Annotated in this window: 17 protein-coding genes; 10 read left to right on the forward strand and 7 right to left on the reverse strand. The window is 72.5% G+C overall.

Going from position 1 to position 17,690, the window contains the following annotated elements; all coding sequences use genetic code 11:
* The first annotated feature begins 178 nt into the window (after positions 1–178).
* From VO99_RS08555 to VO99_RS08570, 4 genes are read left to right on the forward strand one after another with little or no spacing between them, the layout of a single operon-like run.
* Positions 179–1,420, forward strand: coding sequence for a glycosyltransferase (locus VO99_RS08555; RefSeq protein WP_046112438.1), 1,242 nt, complete (start codon positions 179–181; stop codon positions 1,418–1,420).
* Positions 1,410–2,579 carry a lycopene beta-cyclase CrtY gene (gene crtY, locus VO99_RS08560; protein WP_046112439.1) on the forward strand — a complete coding sequence of 390 codons (1,170 nt, stop codon included), beginning with the start codon at positions 1,410–1,412 and terminating at the stop codon, positions 2,577–2,579. Before VO99_RS08555 ends, crtY begins: the two co-directional genes overlap by 11 nt.
* Positions 2,576–4,120, forward strand: a complete 1,545-nt coding sequence (locus VO99_RS08565) for a phytoene desaturase (protein ID WP_046112440.1) — start codon at positions 2,576–2,578, stop codon at positions 4,118–4,120. The genes crtY and VO99_RS08565 overlap by 4 nt, the downstream gene beginning before the upstream one ends.
* The gene (locus tag VO99_RS08570; protein ID WP_083440456.1) at positions 4,117–5,070 is read left to right on the forward strand and encodes a phytoene/squalene synthase family protein; all 954 of its coding nucleotides are present in this window, start codon (positions 4,117–4,119) and stop codon (positions 5,068–5,070) included. Before VO99_RS08565 ends, VO99_RS08570 begins: the two co-directional genes overlap by 4 nt.
* Here VO99_RS08570 and VO99_RS08575 read toward each other — a convergent pair.
* The 4 genes from VO99_RS08575 to VO99_RS08590 form a co-directional block, all read right to left on the reverse strand.
* Positions 5,027–5,809, reverse strand: a complete 783-nt coding sequence (locus VO99_RS08575; RefSeq protein WP_083440457.1) for a fatty acid desaturase — start codon at positions 5,807–5,809, stop codon at positions 5,027–5,029. The genes VO99_RS08570 and VO99_RS08575 overlap by 44 nt on opposite strands.
* Entirely contained in the window at positions 5,806–6,285 is a 480-nt protein-coding gene (locus VO99_RS08580) for a sterol desaturase family protein (RefSeq protein WP_232315312.1), read from the reverse strand. Before VO99_RS08580 ends, VO99_RS08575 begins: the two co-directional genes overlap by 4 nt.
* A gap of 20 nt (positions 6,286–6,305) precedes the next feature.
* Complete coding sequence (locus VO99_RS08585; protein WP_052736201.1) at positions 6,306–7,241, reverse strand: polyprenyl synthetase family protein; 936 nt, start codon at positions 7,239–7,241, stop codon at positions 6,306–6,308.
* Positions 7,242–7,309: 68 nt separating this feature from the next.
* Positions 7,310–8,605 (reverse strand): MFS transporter, encoded by a 1,296-nt coding sequence (locus tag VO99_RS08590; RefSeq protein WP_310733653.1) that lies wholly within the window; start codon positions 8,603–8,605, stop codon positions 7,310–7,312.
* Between the two features lie 84 nt (positions 8,606–8,689).
* Between VO99_RS08590 and VO99_RS08595 the strand changes: the two genes are divergently transcribed.
* Both VO99_RS08595 and VO99_RS08600 read left to right on the forward strand, forming a co-directional pair.
* Entirely contained in the window at positions 8,690–9,619 is a 930-nt protein-coding gene (locus VO99_RS08595; protein ID WP_046112443.1) for a LysR family transcriptional regulator, read from the forward strand.
* 51 nt (positions 9,620–9,670) lie between these two features.
* Positions 9,671–10,600, forward strand: a complete 930-nt coding sequence (locus VO99_RS08600; protein WP_046112444.1) for an ion transporter — start codon at positions 9,671–9,673, stop codon at positions 10,598–10,600.
* Positions 10,601–10,619: 19 nt separating this feature from the next.
* Here VO99_RS08600 and VO99_RS08605 read toward each other — a convergent pair whose 3' ends face one another.
* Entirely contained in the window at positions 10,620–11,495 is an 876-nt protein-coding gene (locus VO99_RS08605) for a LysR family transcriptional regulator (RefSeq protein WP_046112445.1), read from the reverse strand.
* A 125-nt stretch (positions 11,496–11,620) separates the two neighbouring features.
* Here VO99_RS08605 and VO99_RS08610 point away from each other — a divergent pair, with 125 nt between their 5' ends.
* Positions 11,621–12,268, forward strand: coding sequence for a hydrolase (locus tag VO99_RS08610; protein WP_046112446.1), 648 nt, complete (start codon positions 11,621–11,623; stop codon positions 12,266–12,268).
* A 3-nt stretch (positions 12,269–12,271) separates the two neighbouring features.
* Here the strand turns inward: VO99_RS08610 and VO99_RS08615 are convergent, their stop codons facing one another.
* Positions 12,272–13,177 carry a LysR family transcriptional regulator gene (locus tag VO99_RS08615; RefSeq protein WP_046112447.1) on the reverse strand — a complete coding sequence of 302 codons (906 nt, stop codon included), beginning with the start codon at positions 13,175–13,177 and terminating at the stop codon, positions 12,272–12,274.
* Positions 13,178–13,283: 106 nt separating this feature from the next.
* Here VO99_RS08615 and VO99_RS08620 point away from each other — a divergent pair, with 106 nt between their 5' ends.
* The 3 genes from VO99_RS08620 (at position 13,284) to VO99_RS08630 (ending at position 15,950) form a co-directional block, all read left to right on the forward strand.
* Positions 13,284–14,264: a Bug family tripartite tricarboxylate transporter substrate binding protein gene (locus VO99_RS08620; RefSeq protein ID WP_046112448.1), complete on the forward strand. Its 981-nt coding sequence runs from the start codon at positions 13,284–13,286 to the stop codon at positions 14,262–14,264.
* Positions 14,265–14,337: 73 nt separating this feature from the next.
* Complete coding sequence (locus tag VO99_RS08625; RefSeq protein WP_046112449.1) at positions 14,338–15,036, forward strand: RraA family protein; 699 nt, start codon at positions 14,338–14,340, stop codon at positions 15,034–15,036.
* On the forward strand, positions 15,033–15,950 hold the full coding sequence (locus VO99_RS08630; protein ID WP_046112450.1) for an NAD(P)-dependent oxidoreductase: 918 nt from the start codon (positions 15,033–15,035) through the stop codon (positions 15,948–15,950). The genes VO99_RS08625 and VO99_RS08630 overlap by 4 nt, the downstream gene beginning before the upstream one ends.
* Positions 15,951–15,971: 21 nt before the next feature.
* Here the strand turns inward: VO99_RS08630 and VO99_RS08635 are convergent, their stop codons facing one another.
* Positions 15,972–17,660, reverse strand: coding sequence for an NAD(P)/FAD-dependent oxidoreductase (locus tag VO99_RS08635; protein ID WP_046112451.1), 1,689 nt, complete (start codon positions 17,658–17,660; stop codon positions 15,972–15,974).
* Positions 17,661–17,690: the final 30 nt, after the last annotated feature.

Raw genomic sequence — 17,690 nt, forward strand, 5'->3', positions numbered from 1 at the left:
CAAGGGCAAGGCGGCCGGCTCACTGGCCACCGCGCTGCCCACCGGGCGGGACTGACGCGCCGCCGGCGCCCCTGACGGACCCCCGAGCGGCCTTCCAGGCCGCTTTTTTTTGTCCGCCGCCCGCGCCCGGGGCCGCGGGAGCGATGTTTGCCGAAGGCTGCGCTTGGAAAAGCGCACGATGCAACTCGCCCTCCTCTGCCCGCCCTACCCGGGCCACCTCAATCCCATGTTCGCCCTGGGCGACGCCCTGCGTCGCCGCGGGCATGCGGTGTCGTTCATCGGCATCGCCGACACCGGCGAGGCGGTGACGCGGGCCGGCTTCGGCTTCGAGGCGGTGGGCGCCGACAGCTCCCATCCGCCCGGCACGCTGGCCCGGATGGAGGCGCGCCTGGCCGGTCTGCGCGGGCTGCTGGGCATCGGCGGCGTGATCGACGACGTGGCGGCGATGACCGACATGCTGTGCCGCGAGGCCCCCGCAGTGATCGAACGGCTGCAGCCCGGCGCCATCGTGTGCGACCAGCTGGAGCCGGCCGGCGGGCTGCTGGCACGGCGTTACCGCCTGCCGCAGGTGTCGGTCGCCAATGCCCTGATGCTGGACCGCGAGCCGTATGTGCCACCGCCTTTTACCGATTGGCCCTACGCCCGCACCACCTGGGCACGCGAGCGCAACCTGGGGGGCTACCGCGTCAGCGACTGGATGATGGCCCGCGTGGCCACCGTGCTGGAGCGCTGGAGCCGCGACTACGGCCTGGCGCCCTGCCAGCGCACGGAGCACTGCCTGTCCGACCGCCAGATCGGCCAGCTGTCGCCGGCGCTGGACTTTCCCCGCGAGTCCCTGGGCGACGGCTTCCACTACACCGGCCCCTTGCGCCAGCCGCTGGACGACGAGCCGGCCTGGCAGCCGCCGCCCGGCGCACGCGGTCCGTTCGCCTTCGTCAGCCTGGGCAGCCTGCAGGGCGGGCGCTTCGGCCTGATCGCACGCCTGACACGCGCCTGCCGCGACGTCGGCCTCACGGCCATCGTGGCGCACAACGGCCGGCTGGATGCGGCGCAGGTGGCCCGGCTGCCGGGCGATCCGGTGGTGGCGCGCTACCTGCCGCAGCGGCAGGTGATCCGCCACTGCGCGCTGGTGGTCAGCCATGGCGGCATGAACACGGTGCTGGATGCGCTGGACGCCGGGGTGCCGCTGGCGCTGCTGCCGCTGGCCATGGAGCAGGGCGCAATCACGCAGCGTGTGCTGCGCGCCGGCGCCGGGCGGCGGCTGTCGGGCCTGCGCAGCGTGCCGGCGCTGCGGCGGCTGGTCACCGGCGTGCTGTCCGATGGGCGCCACCGCCAAAGGGCGGCGGAGCTGGGCGCTTCGCTGCAGGCGGGCGGCGGCGCGGCGCGGGCCGCGGAACTGGTGGAGCACCATGCGCACTGAAGCCCAGGACCTGGTGCTGGCCGGCGGCGGCCTGGCCAACGGCATGATCGCCTGGCGCCTGCGCCAGCTGCGGCCGGAATTGCGGGTGACCCTGCTGGAGGCCGGACCCACCCTGGGCGGCAACCACACCTGGTGCTTCCATGACAGCGACCTGGACGCCGCCCAGCGCGCCTGGGTGGCGCCGCTGGTGGCGCACCGCTGGGCCCAGCACGTGGTGCTGTTCGACGAGCGCACCCGCACCGTGGCGGGTGGCTACAACGCGGTGACCTCCGAGCGCTTCCACGAGGTGCTGTCGCGCGAGCTGGGCGCGGTGGTGCGGCGGTCCACGCCCCTGCTGGAGGTGCGGCCGCGGCAGGCGCTGGCGGCCGACGGGCAGGTGTTCGATGCGCAGGCCGTGATCGACGGCCGCGGCTTCGCGCCCAGCCCGCAGCTGGACCTGCGCTACCAGAAGTTCCTGGGGCTGGAGCTGCAGCTCGAGCGCCCGCACGGCCTGGCCGGCCCCATCCTGATGGACGCGCGGGTGCCGCAGCTCGATGGCTACCGCTTCGTCTATACCCTGCCGCTGGCGGCCGACCGGCTGCTGGTGGAGGACACCTATTACGCCGACACGCCGGCCCTCAGCCCGGCGGCGCTGCGCACCCGGGCGCTGGACTACGCGGCCAGCCAGGGCTGGCCGGTGGCCCGGGTGCTGCGGGAGGAACAGGGCGTGCTGCCCATCGCCATCGACGGCGACATCGACGCCTTCTGGCGCGGCCGCCAGGGCCAGCCGGTGAGCGGCCTGCGGGCCGGGCTGTTCCATCCCACCACCGGCTATTCGCTGCCGCAGGCGGTGCGGCTGGCCGACCTGATCGCGCGGCAGCGCGACCTCTCCGCACCGGCGCTGGCGGCGGTGATCGAGCGGCATGCACGGGCCGTCTGGCGCTCTCAGTTCTTCTTCCGCGCCCTCAACCGCATGCTGTTCCTGGCCGGCCCGGCCGAGGGCCGGCACCGCGTGCTGGCGCATTTCTACCGGTTGCCCGATGGCCTGGTCGGTCGGTTCTACGGCGAGCGGCTGACGGTGGCCGACAAGCTGCGCATCGTGACCGGCAAGCCGCCCGTGCCGTTCTTCTCGGCGCTGAAAGTCCTGTTGCCGCCCCGGCGGATGGAGTCTCCTGCATGAAGCGTGATGGTTTGAAGACGGCCGCCGTGATCGGCGCGGGCATTGGCGGCATCGCCCTGGCGATCCGCCTGCAGGCGGCCGGCATCATGACCACGCTGTTCGAGCAGCGCGACAAGCCCGGCGGCCGCGCCTACGTGTACGAGGACGACGGCTTCATCTTCGACGCCGGGCCCACCGTCATCACCGACCCCGGCGCGCTGCGCTCGCTGTTCTCGCTGGCCGGCCGCCGCATGGACGACTACGTGGAGCTGGTGGAGGTCACGCCGCTGTACCGGCTGTGCTGGGAGGACGGCGACCACTTCGACTACGTCAACGACCAGGCCGAGCTGGAGCGGCAGATCGCCGAGCGTTCGCCGCGCGACGTGGAGGGCTACCGGCGCTTCCTGGCCTACTCGCGCGAGACCTTCGAGAAGGGTTACCTGCAGCTGGGCGCGGTGCCCTTCCTGTCGTGGCGCGACATGGCGCGCGCCGCGCCGCACATCGTCAAGCTGGCGGCCTGGCGCAGCGTGCACGACGCCGTGGCCGGCTTCATCCATGACGAGAAGCTGCGCCAGGTGTTTTCCTTCCATTCGCTGCTGGTGGGCGGCAACCCGTTCCAGACCTCGTCGATGTACTCGCTCATCCATGCGCTGGAACGCGAATGGGGCGTGTGGTTCGCCCGCGGCGGCACCGGCGCGCTGATCCGGGGCATGGTCAGGCTGTTCGAGGACATCGGCGGCACCGTGATGCTGGACACGCCGTGCGAAGCCATCACCACCGAAGGCAACCGCGCCACCGGCGTGAGCTTCCGCCACCGCGGCGCACCGGCCATCACCCTGCCCTTCGATGCGGTGGCCTCCAACGCCGACGTGGTGCACACCTACGACCGCCTGCTCTGTGGCCACCCGCGCGGGCGCAGCGAGGCCCGGCGCCTGAAGGGCAAGCGCTTCAGCATGTCGCTGTTCGTCATCTACTTCGGCCTGCGCGGCGAGCGGCCCGACCTCAAGCACCACACGGTGTGCTTCGGGCCGCGCTACCGCCAGCTGCTGGATGAGGTGTTCGGCCGCTGCGGCGGCGAGCTGCCGGCCGACTTCTCGCTGTACCTGCATGCGCCCAGCGTCACCGACCCCACGCTGGCGCCGCCCGGCCACAGCGCCTACTACGTGCTGGCGCCGGTGCCGCACCTGGGCCATACCCGCTTCGACTGGGCGGTGGAGGCCCCCCGCTACCGCGACCGCATCCTGCAGTACCTGGAGGAGCGCTACATCCCAGGCCTGCGCGCCGACCTGGTGACCTGCCGCACCTTCTCGCCGCTGGACTTCCGCACCGAGCTGGGCGCGCACCTGGGCTCCGCCTTCTCGCTGGAGCCGCTGCTCACGCAAAGCGCGCTGTTCCGGCCGCACAACCGCGACAAGACCATCCCCAACCTCTATTTCGTGGGCGCCGGCACGCACCCGGGCGCCGGCATCCCCGGCGTGCTGGCCTCGGCCCAGGCCACCGCGGGCCTGATGCTGCAAGACCCGGTCTCCGCCCTCATCACCACCGAAAGGACCGCGCCGTGAGTGCTCCGCCCCTCTCCCCGCTGCTGGACTATGCGCAGCGCGCGATCACGCGCGGCTCCAGCAGCTTCGCCTCGGCGGCGCGGCTGTTCGACAGCGAAACCCGCCAGAGCGTGGTGATGCTGTACGCCTGGTGCCGCCACTGCGACGACGTGGTCGACGGCCAGCAGGACGGCCATGGCCAGGCCGCCCAGGACCCCGCGGTGGGCGTGCAGCGCATCGAGGCCCTGGCCGACCAGACGCGCCGTGCGCTGCGCGGGCTGCCCACCGATGCGGCGCCCTTCGCCGCGCTGGCCGAGGTGGTCAAGCGCCACCGCATCCCCGAGCGCTTTCCGCTGGAACACCTGTCCGGCTTCCGCATGGACGTGGAGGCCCGCCGCTACCAGACGCTGGAGGACACGCTGGACTACTGCTATCGCGTGGCCGGCGTGGTGGGCGTGATGATGGCGATGGTGATGGGCCGCCGCGACGACGTGACGCTGGACCGCGCCGCCGACCTGGGCCTGGCCTTCCAGCTCACCAACATCGCCCGCGACGTGATCGACGACCATGCCGCCGGCCGGCTGTACCTGCCGGCGCAGTGGCTGGCCGAAGAGCAAGTGGACCCCAGCGAGGTGGCCGAGCCGCAGCACCGCGAGCGCGTGGCGCGGGTGGCGCAGCGCCTGGTGGATGCGGCCGAGCCGTACTACTCCTCGGCCGGGCTCGGCATCGCGGCGCTGCCGCTGCGATCGGCCTGGGCGGTGGCCACCGCGCGCGGCGTGTACCGCGAGATCGGACTGCAGGTGAAGGCGCGCGGCGGCGCCGCATGGGACCAGCGCATCAGCACCGGCAAGCGGCGCAAGCTGCACCATCTGCTGGCCGGCGGCATGGTGGCGGCCATGAGCCGCGCCGGCGTGAGCCGGCCGCCGCCTATGGCGCTGCGCGATCGGCTGTGGACGCGGCCGCGGGCCTGATCCCGCCGGCCGACAGCTGCCGGCGCATCGCCGGCAGCCGCCACCACGGCGCATCGGGCCGCAGGTGATGCTCGTGGTGGTAGCCGAAGTGGAAGCAGGTGATCAGCGAGGCCCACAGCCCATAGGCATTGCTGCGGGCGCGGTGCCGGTCCGCGAAGCCGCCGTCGGCCTCCTCGCCCAGCCGGTGCGGCAGCCAGGTGCCGAAGGCGAACAGCTGCACCGACGACAGGATCGCCGGCAGCGCCCAAAACAGCATCACCCGCTCGAAAGGCGCACCCAGGCCGAAGACGAACAGCGCCGTCATGCCGGCCACGCCCAGCAGCTCCGGCAGGCCGGTGTACTGGCGCATGAAGTTGCCGTACCAGGGCCAGAAGCGCCGGCCCTGCAGGTGGAAGTCGGGGTCTTCCGCGGTGCCGGGTGCGCGGTGGTGGTCCATGTGCCGGGGCTGGAAGCGGCCGATCCAGAAGCCGGCGTACAGCAGCATGCACAGCGCGCCCAGCGCGCGGTTGACCCACGGCCGCGCCGGTGCCAGCGTGCCGTGCATCGCGTCATGGGCGACGATGAACAGGCCCGTATCCAGCCAGCAGACCACCGCCACCATCAGCGGTACCAGCAGCAGGTCGGCGGTGCTCCAGCGGTGCAGGAACAAGGCGTAGCCCACGAGGGCCGCCCAGGCCAGCACCAGCAACAGCGCCAGGCCCACCCCGACCAGGGTCTGCCGGCCGCGTGGGTACTTCACGTCGATGCCCCCCGGCCGCGGCGGCGGGCCCGCAGTTCGGCGGCCAGCCGCGAAGGGTGCCGCGCAAACAGGAAGCCGAAGGACACCGCGCCCTCGCGCGTGCCCACCGCATGGTGCAGCCGGTGGGCCTGCACGAGGCGGGCGAGGTAGCCGCCGCGCCGCGGCGACCAGCGCAGCGGCCAGCGCCGGTGCACCAGGCCGTCGTGCACCAGGCCGTACAGCAGGCCATACAGCGTCATGCCCGCGGCCACCCAGTACAGCGGCCACCAGGGCCCCTGCCCCACGACGAACAGCACCACCGCGATGGCGGCGAACACCACCGCATAGGCATCGTTGCGCTCGATGCGCGCCGGTCCGGGCTCATGATGCGAGCGGTGCCAGCCCCAGCCGGGGCCGTGCATCCACAGCCGGTGAACCAGGGCCGCCACGCCTTCCATCGCGATGGCGCTGGCCAGCACGATCAAGGCGCGCAGCACGAGGCCTCCTGCATCCGGCATCACGGCATCCGTTCCTGCGGGCCGAGGTGAGCGGCGAACAGCGCATGCGTCAGCTGCATCAAGCCGCCACGCGGCTGCAGCAGTTCGCCGCGGGCGGCCTGCACATGCTTGCGCAGCAGGGCCTGGGCGCCGCCGCGGCCCAGCAGGCCGACGTAGGTGTCGCGGCCGGTGTCCTCGTCCTCGTCCACCAGGTCGTCGGCGATCTGGAAGGCCAGGCCCACATGCTGGGCATAGCTGCGCAGCCGGGCGCGCTGCGCGGCACTGGCCTGGCCGGCCAAGGCGCCCAGTTCCACCGCCGCCACGAACAGCGAACCCGTCTTCTGCTCGCCCACCTGCTCCACCAGCCGCAGGTTGGCACGGCCCGGCGCCGGCGCCACGTCGCATTGCTGGCCCGCGGACATGCCCTCGCTGCCGATGGTGCAGGCCAGCACCGCCACCATCGCGCACCGGGCTTCCGCCGACACCTGCGTCAGGCCACCGACCAGCGCGAAGGCTCGCGCGATGAGGCTGACGGCGGTGAGCATGGCGGTCGCCTCGCCGAACACCAGGTGGGTGGCCGGCTGCCCGCGCCGCAGCGGCGCGTCGTCCATGGCGGGCAGGTCGTCCAGCACCAGGGAGGCCGCATGCAGCATCTCGATCGCACAGCCGGCGTCCAGGGCCATGGCGTCGTCGGCTTCCAGCTCGCGCGCGGCCTGCAGCGCCAGCAGCGCACGCACCCGCTTGCCCATGCCCAGCACCGCATGCCGCATGGCAGGCGCCAGCGGATTGGGCTGGCTGCTGGCGTGGGGCACCAGGGGCAGCAGCTCGTCCAGCCGCTGGTTGATGCGGTCCACCAGGGCCGGCCACGGCTGCGCGCCCCCGACGGCGGTGGGGCCAGGCGCCGCGGCCGCAGGGGCGCAGCGCGGCTGGGGAGGCATCAGGTGGGTTTCCGGCATGGCATGTCCGTAGGGCGAGCATCACCGTTGGCAACTCCCGTTCCCGCGCCGCCCGCGGCGCCCGCCAGTCAGCCGCCGGGACCGCGCGGGACGGGCCGCGCAGGCGGCGGCCGGCCGAACAATGGCCGCGCCAGCAGCGCGAACGCCGCCACCAGCGCCCAGGCCGCCGGCCAGCCGCCGAGCGCGATGGCCACCGGGGTGAACAGCGGGGTGAGGAAGTAGGCGCTGAAGGCGAAGGTGTTGCCCAGGCCCAGCGCCGTGCCCACATGCTGCAGGCCGGCACGCACCGCCAGTTCGGTGAAGGCCACGCCATGCCAGCCGGAAGCCACGATGCCGCCCAGCACGATGGTGCCCAGCAGTGCCCACCGGGCCGCCGCGTCGCCGTGCGGCGCCCATGCCGAGAGCACCGCCAGCAGCCCGAAGAGCACGGCCACCGCCAGGCAGCTGCGTTGCAGGAACGCGGGTCGGTTGCCATGCCGGTCGGTCCAGGCGCCGCTGCCCACGCGCAAGGCGCCGGCGCCCACCTGGTAGGCCACCATGGCGGCACTGGTCCAGGCCATGCCGAAGCCGGCCACGTCGTGCAGGAACACGGCCAGGAAGCTGAGCACCGCGATCTGCGCCACGCACAGCGCGCCGATGGCCAGCACCAGGCGCCAGATCGGCCAGCGCGCCAGCGGCGAGGCCCCGGCCGCCGGCCGGACCACGGCCACGGGCGGCTCGGCGGGCACGCGCAGCCACCGCCAGCAGGCCGCTGCGGCCACCAGGCAGGCGGCGGCCAGCACGGCATACGCCGCGCGGAATCCCGCCTGGGCGGCCACCGCGGGCACGACCAAGGCGCCCAGGGCGCCGCCCGCCGGCAGCGCCGTCTGGCGGATGCTCATGGCCAGGCCGCGTTCGCCATCGGTGAACCAGGTCATCACCGCGCGGCCGCTGGCGCCGTTCACGCTGCCGCCGGCCAGGCCGATCAACGCCATGCCGGTGGCCAGCCAGGCCAGCGCGGGACGGTGGCCTTCCTGTGGCGAGACGAAGAGGGCCAGCCAGGCCAGCACCGCGGCGGTGAGGCCCAGGCCCCACAGCAGCACCCGCCGGTCGCCCAGCCGATCGGCCAGCATGCCCCACGGCAGCTCGCTCAGGGCGATGCCCAGCCCGACCGCAGCCACGGCAATGCCCAGGCCGGAGGTGCTGAGCGCATAGGCCTCGCGCAGCAGCACTGCCGCCGCGGGCACGCCCGAGATCGCGGCGGAGAAGGCGGCATTGGCCGCAAAGCCGGCGGCCAGCACCCGCCAGCGATGCGAGGCGCCGGCGGCCGGTGCAGGATCGGCGCCCGCCTGGGCGGGCATGGCGTTGTGAGTGGGTCGAGTCATGCGGCGATTGCAGCCCGATGCACCTGGCGAATCAATCGGCCCCGCTGCAGATGACTTCTGCATGCAGCGCAATAGACTGGCCGCATGCGCCTAGCCCTGCCGCCACCGCCCGCACCCACGCTGCATCCCAGCGCGCTGGAAGAACTGCAGGCCTTCGTGGCCGTGGCGCAGACGGCCAGCTTCACCGCGGCGGCGGGGCGGCTGGGCAGGAACGGCTCGACCGTCTCGCGCCGCATCAGCGCACTGGAAAGCCGGCTCGGCGTGCGCCTGATCGAGCGCACCACGCGCCAGGTGGCGCTGACCGAGGCCGGCACCGCCTACCTGGCCCGCGTGACCACGGTGTTCGACGAACTGGCATCCGCCACGGCGGAGCTGTCGGCGCATGGCGGGCTGGCGCAGGGCGTGCTGCGCCTGACCGCGCCGCGCAGCTATGGGCGGCTGTGGGTGGCGCCGCTGCTGGCCGGCTTCATGCAGCGGCATCCGGCGCTGCGGGTGGAAGCCCACTACAGCGACCGTCTGGTCGATCTGGTGGCCGAAGGCTTCGACGTCGCGCTGCGCATCGGCAAGCTGGCGGACAGCTCGCTGGTGGCCCGCCGCCTGGCCGCGGTGACACGCACGCTGGTGGCTTCGAGGGCCTACCTGAAGCGCCATGGCCGACCTGCGCATCCGGCGGACCTGGCGCAGCATGCCTGCCTGCAGTTCAGCCACGACATGCACGGCGCGCCCTGGGTGCTGCGCCAGCCGCCGCAGCGCATCAAGGTGGCGGTGCAGCCGCTGCTGGTGGCCGACGATGCCGAGACGCTGCTGGCCGCCGCGGCCGAGGGTGCCGGCATCGCGGCGGTGACCGACTGGCTGCTGGAGCGGCATCCGCTGCGCCGGCAGCTGGTGCCGGTGCTGGACGGCTGGGAGGTGGGCGAGCCCGGTGCCATCCACCTGGTGACGCCGGGCCTGCGCCTGCTGCCGGCCAAGACCCGGGCCTTCGTCGAACTGGCCACGCAAGCCCTGCGGCGCTGACCGTCCGCCAGGGCGTCCCGGTGCAGCCGCATCGGCGCCTAAACTGCCCGCATGAAAAGCAGCCGCGTTCCCGGTGCCGCCGCAAGTCAGGCGCCTGATGCGCAAGGCCCATCCGCCGATGCGGTGGCGCAGCCCTTCGGCCGGCCGTCGGGCGGCTGGCGGCTGAGCCTGTACACCGTCATCTTCGAGGCGGACACCCGCGCCGGACGCCTCTTCGACCTCACGCTGGTGTGGCTCATCCTGGCCAGCGTGGCGGTGGTGATGCTGGACAGCTTCGAACACATCCACCGGCGATGGGGCCCGGCCCTGACGGTGGCCGAATGGGTGTTCACCGTGCTGTTCACGGCGGAGTACGTCGCGCGGCTGGCCTGCGTGCGCAGGCCGCTGCGCTACGCGCGCAGCGCCTTCGGCATCATCGACCTGCTGGCCATGCTGCCCACCTGGCTGGCGCTGTTCGTGCCCGGCCTGCATGCGCTGATCGACGTGCGGCTGCTGCGCCTGCTGCGGCTGTTCCGCATCCTGAAGCTGGCCGAGTACGTGGAGGAGTTTGCCGCGCTGGGCCGGGCCCTGGCCGCCAGCCGCCGCAAGATTTTGGTGTTCATCAGCTTCGTGCTGCTGGTGGTGATGGTGATGGGCACCATCATGTACGTGGTGGAGGGGCCGGCCAACGGATTTCCCAACATCCCGGTGTCGGTGTACTGGGCCATCTCCACGATGACCACCGTCGGCTTCGGCGACATCACGCCCAAGACCGGCCTGGGCCGCTTCATCGCCTCGGTGATGATGCTGGTGGGCTGGGGCACCCTGGCGGTGCCCACCGGCATCGTCAGCGCGGAGTTCACCGCCATGCGCATGACGGGCCGCGGCCGGCCCGCCACCCGCACCTGCCAGGCCTGCCTGGCCGAGGGGCATGCCCCCGACGCCCGCTTCTGCAGCCACTGCGGCGAGCCGCTGCCGCCCCCCGCCGTTCAGTCCGGCTGAGGGCGCATGGCGGGCCGGGCTACCGGTTCAGGGCCTCGCAGTGCTCGATCAACAGCTCGGTGAGCATGCGGATCTTGCGTGGCGGATGCTGGCCGGGCGGGCGCACCACATAGGCACCGGCCGTCGGCGGCGGATGCCGCGGCATCAGCGGCAGCAGTGCCCCGGAGGCCACATGCTCGGCGGTGAGCCAGTCCGGCAGGTAGGCGATGCCCAGGCCGGCCACGGCCGCCACCACCAGTGCCGCGCCGTTGTCGGCCTTGAAGCGCCCGTGCGGCCGCACGGTGATGGTCCGGTCGCCATCCATCAGCTGCCAGGATTCCGTGCCCTGCATCAGGGCCGCATGGTTCAGCAGGTCCGGCGGGCTGTCCGGCGCGCCGTGTGCCTCGACATACGCCGGGCTGGCCACCAGCTTGCCCGTCAGGGTGGCGATGCGCCTGGCGACCAGGTTGGAGTCGGGCAGGTAGCCGACGCGGATGGCGCAGTCGTAGCCCTCGGCGATGAGGTCGACGAAGCGGTCGCTGTAGCAGGCCTGGATGTCCAGCCGCGGATGGCGCCGCGCCATCTCCGCCAGCACCGGCGCGAAGTGCGTGGGGCCGAACGTCAACGGCACCGATACGCGGAGCCGCCCGCGCAGTTCACCGGCGGGAAGCAGCGCGTCGCGGGCCGCGTCCACTTCCGCGCTGGCGCGGGCCGCATGCTCGCGCAGGGTGGCGCCGGCCTCGGTGAGCGACGCGCCGCGGGTGCTGCGGGTCAGCAGCTGCACGCCCAGCTCGGCCTCCAGCCGCAGCAGCCGCCGGCTGACGATGGACTTGGACACCCCCAGCCGCACGGCGGCGGCAGAAACCCCGCCCGCGTCGGCCACTTCCACGAAGGTCCTCAGGTCGTCCAGGTCCATCCTGCGTTCCTCCTTGCGCGACACAGCTGCACGGATGATGGCACTACCCAGCCGGCACGCAGGCCAGAAGAATCGATCGCGTCGGGCAATGCCGCCCGGCCATCAAGGCAACAAAGGATGCATCCATGACGTTTCGCAATGGCCTCGATTCGCTGCTTCGACCGGAGGACTCGGTGCTCGTGCTGATCGACCATCAGCCCTACCAGCTGGCCAACCTGAACAGCCACGAGCCCCAGATGGTGATCAACAACACCGCGGGATTGGCCAAGGCGGCCCGGGCCTTCGGCGTGCCCACCATCCTCACCAGCGTGATCGCCGAGCGTGGCGGCCTGCTGTTCCCGCAGATCACCAAGGTGTTTCCCGGCCAGGAGGTGATAGACCGGACCCTGATCAACACCTGGCAGGACACGAAGGTGGTGGACGCGGTCAAGGCCACGGGGCGCAGGCAGCTGGTCATCGCCGGCCTGTGGACCGAGGTCTGCGTCGCGATGCCGGCCATCCAGGCCGCGGGCGAAGGCTGGGACGTCACGGTGGTCACCGATGCGTCGGGCGGAGTGTCGGTGGAGGCGCACCAGCTGGCCATCCAGCGCATGCTGGCCGCGGGCGTCAACATGATGACCTGGCTGGCCGTGGCGGCCGAATGGCAGCGCGACTGGGCACGCGCCGAACAGGCCATGGCACTGACCGAGGTGATCACCGAGCATGCCGGCGGCAGCGGCATCGCCTACCTGTGGGAGCAGCAGCTGCTCCAAACGCCGGTGCCGGCCAACTGAGGCTCAGGCCCCGCCTTCGGCCACCGGCGACGCTGCCGCCGCCGCCAGCAGCTCCATCAGCCGCCGCGCGGCCGGCGGCACGTAGGCATGGCTGCGGTGCGTGACCACCAGGCGGCGGCGCATGGTGGTCTCCTTCAGCACCACCTCGCGCAGCCGCTGCGGCGAGCCGGCCGCCAGGTGGTGCCGCGAGATGAAGCTCAGCAGCCCGGTCTCGGCGATCATCGCCGGCAGCGTCACCAGCATGCTGCTTTCCACCTGCACCACCGGCCGCGGCAGGCGCTTGCGGTCGAAGGTGTGGTCCAGCCAGTCGCGCGTGGGCGCGCCGGGCGCCTGCAGCACCCAGCGGTAGCGCGTCAGGTCCTTCAGCGTGGGCTTGCCCTGGAAGATCTCGTGGCGGGCATGGGCGGCCACCACGATGCTGTCCTCCGACAGCCGGTGCGACTGCAGCCCGGGCTGGGCCCGGCCCTCCGTGCCCACCACCAGGTCCAGCTCGCCGCGGCCCAGCATGGGCAGCAGCACGTCCACCAGGGCCACCGTGGTGCTCAGCGTCACCTCGGGCGCTTCCTGCAGCAGCTGCCGCACCGCCTGCGGCAGCAGGTACTGCGCCGCGGTGGGCACGATGCCGATGCGGGCATGGCCGGCCACGCCGCGGCCGATCTCCGCGATCTCGCGCCGCGCGTCCTCCACGTCGAAGCGCAGCCGCTGGGCCCAGCGCAGCAGCACCCGGCCGGCGTCGGTCAGCCGGATGCCGCGGCCCGAGCGCTCGAACAGCGGCGCGCCGGCCTGCTGCTCCAGCCGCCGCACGGCGCCGGTGAGCGCCGGCTGGGTGCGGTGCAGCCGCTCGGCCGCCTTGCCCACGTGCTGCAGTTCGGCGATGGTCTCGAAGTAGCGCAGGTCGCGAAGGTCCATTGCAAAAGCCGCTCTGATGGTTTGCAAAGAATTATCGATTGGATCGTTGGGAGTCGAACGCCAATACTGTGGCCACAGACCCCATCCCGGGGCGTTCGGAGACAGCATGCAATCCTTCCGCCACACGCTCGCCGGCACCGCCACGGCCCTCGTCACCGCCCTGTGCGCCTTCGGCGTCCAGGCCCAGTCGTTCCCGAGCAAGCCGATCCGCGTGTACGTGCCGTTCCCGCCGGGTGGCGGCACCGACATCATCGCCCGCGAGGTGACGCAGGCCGTGGCCGCGGCCACCAAGTGGACCTTCGTCATCGAGAACAAGCCAGGCGCCGGCGGCAACCTGGGCGTGGATGCGGCGGCCAAGTCGGCCCCTGATGGCTACACCCTGGTGCTGGGGCAGACCAGCAACCTCGCGATCAATCCGTCGCTCTACGCCAAGATGCCCTACAACGCGCAGAAGGACCTGGCGCCGGTGGCGCTGGTGGCCGAGGCGCCGCTGGTGATGGTCACGGGCACCGGCTCGCCGTTCAAGACGGTGGCCGACGCCGTGGCCGCGGGCAAGGCCAAGCCGGGCGGCGTCAACTTCGCCTCGCCGGGCAACGGCACGGTGGCGCACCTGGCGTCGGAGCTGTTCCAGAAGGCGGCCGGCGTGAAGTACCAGCATGTGCCCTACAAGGGCGCGGCGCAGGCCCTCACCGACGTGATCAGCGGCAACGTGGAGCTGTACATGTCGTCGGTGCCCACGCTGCTGGGGCAGATCAAGCAGGGCAAGCTGCGGGCGCTGGCCGTCACGTCGGCCAAGCGGGTGGACGACCTGCCCGAGGTCCCCACGCTGGCCGAGGCCGGCATCCGCGGCGCGGAGTCGGTGACCTGGTTCGGCTTCCTCGCGCCGGCCGGCACCCCGGCCGACGTGATCGCCAAGCTGAACGCCGAGTTCGGCAAGGCCCTCAAGCAGCCGGCCCTGATGAAGAAGCTGGGCGAGGAAGGCGCCGACGTCACCTTCGGCAGCCCCGAGCAGTTCGGCGAACTCATCCGCAACGAGACGGTGCGCTGGAACAAGGTCGTCAAGGACGCCGGCGTGCGCATCGACTGACGGCACCGCCCTCGCCTCCCTACCTTCCCGCCTTTCGACACGGCCGGTACCGCCGGCCCCCCAGGAGATTCCCGTGAGTCAAGCCGCTGCATTGCCCGACGTCATCCGCCAGATCGAGCGCACCCCCGCCGACGTGGTGGCCCGCGCCGCCGAGTACCCCTCTTCCATCCTGGCCGACGTGGCCGGCCGCCGCGGCGCGCTGCACGGCCGCATCCAGGGCCTGTCGCCTTCCATGCGCTTTGCCGGCACCGCCATCACGGTGGAGGTGCGCCCCGGCGACAACCTGATGATCCATGCCGCGATGGCGCTGGCCCAGCCAGGCGACGTGATCCTGGTCGACGGCAAGGGCGACCTGAGCAGCGCGCTGATGGGCGAGATCATGTCGCAGCAGTGCGTGGCCCTGGGCGTGGCGGCGGTGGTGATCGACGGCGCGGTGCGCGACAGCGAGGCCATCCGCGCGCTGGGCTTCCCGATGTTCGCCGCCGGCCTCAATCCCAACGGCCCGACCAAGTACGTGCCCGGCCGGCTCAACCATCCCATCTCCATCGGCGGCGTGACGGTGCATCCGGGCGACCTGGTGGTGGGCGACTGCGACGGCGTGACGGTGATCGAGCGCGACAAGGCCGCCGCCATGCTGCCGCTGGCCGCCGAGAAGGTGGCCGCCGAGACCAAGCGCATCGCCGGCATCCGCAACCGCGAGGCGTTGCGCCCGGCCTGGCTGGACGGCGCGCTGCGCGCGGCCGGCGTCATCCGCGAAGGAGAGGTGCTGTGAAGCGGGCGGTCTTCCTCGTCACCGGCGCGGACCTGGCGCCCGAGGCGCTGGCGCTGCTGCGCGACCACGAAGTTGTCTATGCAGGCAAGACGCCGACCGAAGACGACATCGTCGGCCTGTGCCGCACGCACGACCCGGTGGCCATCATCGTGCGCTATGGCAAGGTGGGCGCGGCCGCGATGGAGGCGGCCCCCTCGCTGAAGGTCATCAGCAAGCACGGCAGCGGCACCGACACCATCGACAAGGCGGCCGCCGCCCAGCGCGGCGTGCAGGTGGTGGCCGCGGCCGGCGCCAATGCGGCGGCGGTGGCCGAGCAGGCGCTGGCGCTGCTGCTGGCCTGCGCCAAGTCGGTGGTGCCGCTGGACCGGCGCATGCACGCCGGCCACTGGGACAAGGCCACGCACAAGAGCGTCGAGCTGGAAGGCCGCACCATCGGCGTGGTGGGCCTGGGCGCCATCGGCCTGCGCTTCGCCCGCATGGCCGATGCGCTGGGCATGCGGGTGCTGGGCTTCGACCCCTATGCGAAGCAGCTGCCGGCCTATGTGCAGCCGGTGCCGCTGGAGACGATCTGGCGCGACAGCGACGCCATCTCGCTGCACTGCCCGCTCACGCCCGACAGCGCGCGGCTGGTGAATGCCGACACGCTGGCGCAGTGCAAGCGCGGCGTGATCCTGGTGAACACCGCACGCGGCGGCCTGGTGGACGAAGCCGCGCTGCTGCAGGCGCTGCAGTCGGGCCAGGTGCACAGCGCGGGGCTGGACAGCTTCGCGGTGGAGCCGATGACCGCCGGCCACCCGTTCCAGGGCGAGCCGCGCATCGTGCTCAGCCCGCACATCGGCGGCGTCACCGCCGATGCCTACGTGAAGATGGGCGTGGCCGCGGCGCGCAATGCGCTGGAAGTGCTGCACGCCTGAACATGCAGGCGGCAGCGGCCGTCAGGCCGAGCTGGCGCGGCGGTCCGGCACCGGCAGGCCCAGCAGGTCGGCGGCCAGGGCCTCGGCCACCTCGATGCCGTCGACACCGGCGGACATGATGCCGCCGGCATAACCCGCACCCTCGCCGGCCGGATACAGGCCGGCGACGTTCAGGCTCTGCAGCTGGCGGCCGCGCGTGATGCGCAGCGGGGACGAGGTGCGCGTCTCAACGCCGGTGAGCACCGCGTCGGGCATCGCGAAGCCGCGGATCTGCCGCTCGAAGGCCGGCAAGGCCTCGCGGATGGCGGCCAGCGCTTCGTCGGGCAGGCTGCCGCGGCCGGGCTCCGCCAGGTCGGTGAAGTGCACGCCCGGCTTGTACGAAGGCAGCACGTCGCCCACCGCGGTGGAGCGCTGGCCCTTGATGAAGTCCCCCACCAGCTGGCCCGGCGCCTGGTAGCCGCCGCCGCCCAGCTCGTAGGCGCGGCTTTCCCACTGGCGCTGGAAGGCGATGCCGTCCAGCGGATCCACCGGGCCGTCGGCGCGGCCGTCCTGCCGGTAGTCCTGCGGCGTGATGCCGACGACGATGCCGGCATTGGCATTGCGCTCGTTGCGGCTGTACTGGCTCATGCCGTTGGTGACGACGCGGCCTTCCTCCGAGGTGGCGGCCACCACGGTGCCGCCGGGGCACATGCAGAAGCTGTACACCGAGCGGCCGTTGCGCGCATGGTGCACCAGCTTGTAGTCGGCCGCGCCCAGGATCGGGTGGCCGGCGTTGGGTCCGAAGCGGGCGCGGTCGATCACGCCCTGCGGATGCTCGATGCGGAAGCCGATGGAAAACGGCTTGGCCTCCAGGTACACGCCGCGCCGCTGCAGCATGGCGAAGGTGTCGCGGGCGCTGTGGCCCGGCGCCAGCACCACATGCTCGGCATCCAGCTGCTCGCCGGAGGCCAGCACCAGGCCGCGCAGGCGGCCGTCCTCGATGCGCAGGTCGGTCACGCGCTGCTGGAAGCGGATCTCGCCGCCCAGCGACTCGATCTCCGCACGCATCTTCTCGATCATGCTCACCAGGCGGAAGGTGCCGATGTGCGGCTTGCTCACGTACAGGATCTCGTCCGGCGCGCCGGCCTTGACGAATTCGGTGAGCACCTTGCGGGTGAGGTGGCGCGGGTCGCTGATCTGGCTCCACAGCTTGCCGTCGCTGAAGGTGCCGGCACCGCCCTCGCCGAACTGCACGTTCGATTCGGGATGGAGCACGCCCTGGCGCCACAGGCCCCAGGTGTCCTTGGTGCGCTCGCGCACCGGGCGGCCGCGCTCCAGCACGATGGGCCGCAGGCCCATCTGCGCCAGCACCAGCGCGGCGAACAGGCCGCAGGGGCCGAAGCCCACCACCACCGGCCGCGGCCGGCCGCTGGCATGGAAATCGGCTGGCGCATGGCCGATGTAGCGGTAGCGGGTGTCCGGGCTGGGCCGCACATGCGCATCGCCCTGGAAGCGCCGCAGCACGGCGGCTTCGTCCACGCCGGGCGCCAGCTCGCAGTCCAGGGTATAGATCAGCACCACCGCCGACTTCTTGCGCGCATCGAAGCCGCGGCGGAAGACGGTGAAGTCCTTCAGCTCGGCATCCGCCAAGCCAAGGCGGGCACAGACGGCCGGCCGCAGGGCATCGGCGGCATGGTCCAGTGGCAGGCGGAGTTCGGTGATGCGCAACATCGTCGGAGCGGGGCAGGCGCCGGGGGCGGC

Origin of the sequence: Aquincola tertiaricarbonis, from assembly GCF_000969605.1 — a bacterium.
GTDB classification, from domain to species: Bacteria; Pseudomonadota; Gammaproteobacteria; order Burkholderiales; family Burkholderiaceae_C; genus Aquincola; species Aquincola tertiaricarbonis.

What these genes read in the sequence shown, in the direction of transcription:
- VO99_RS08555 (WP_046112438.1), top strand. Translation starts at nt 179, where the DNA reads ATGCAACTCGCCCTCCTCTGCCCGCCCTACCCGGGCCACCTCAATCCC.
- crtY (WP_046112439.1), top strand. Translation starts at nt 1,410, where the DNA reads ATGCGCACTGAAGCCCAGGACCTGGTGCTGGCCGGCGGCGGCCTGGCC.
- VO99_RS08565 (WP_046112440.1), top strand. Translation starts at nt 2,576, where the DNA reads ATGAAGCGTGATGGTTTGAAGACGGCCGCCGTGATCGGCGCGGGCATT.
- VO99_RS08585 (WP_052736201.1), bottom strand. Translation starts at nt 7,241, where the DNA reads ATGCCGGAAACCCACCTGATGCCTCCCCAGCCGCGCTGCGCCCCTGCG.
- VO99_RS08590 (WP_310733653.1), bottom strand. Translation starts at nt 8,605, where the DNA reads ATGACTCGACCCACTCACAACGCCATGCCCGCCCAGGCGGGCGCCGAT.
- VO99_RS08595 (WP_046112443.1), top strand. Translation starts at nt 8,690, where the DNA reads ATGCGCCTAGCCCTGCCGCCACCGCCCGCACCCACGCTGCATCCCAGC.
- VO99_RS08600 (WP_046112444.1), top strand. Translation starts at nt 9,671, where the DNA reads ATGAAAAGCAGCCGCGTTCCCGGTGCCGCCGCAAGTCAGGCGCCTGAT.
- VO99_RS08605 (WP_046112445.1), bottom strand. Translation starts at nt 11,495, where the DNA reads ATGGACCTGGACGACCTGAGGACCTTCGTGGAAGTGGCCGACGCGGGC.
- VO99_RS08610 (WP_046112446.1), top strand. Translation starts at nt 11,621, where the DNA reads ATGACGTTTCGCAATGGCCTCGATTCGCTGCTTCGACCGGAGGACTCG.
- VO99_RS08615 (WP_046112447.1), bottom strand. Translation starts at nt 13,177, where the DNA reads ATGGACCTTCGCGACCTGCGCTACTTCGAGACCATCGCCGAACTGCAG.
- VO99_RS08620 (WP_046112448.1), top strand. Translation starts at nt 13,284, where the DNA reads ATGCAATCCTTCCGCCACACGCTCGCCGGCACCGCCACGGCCCTCGTC.
- VO99_RS08635 (WP_046112451.1), bottom strand. Translation starts at nt 17,660, where the DNA reads ATGTTGCGCATCACCGAACTCCGCCTGCCACTGGACCATGCCGCCGAT.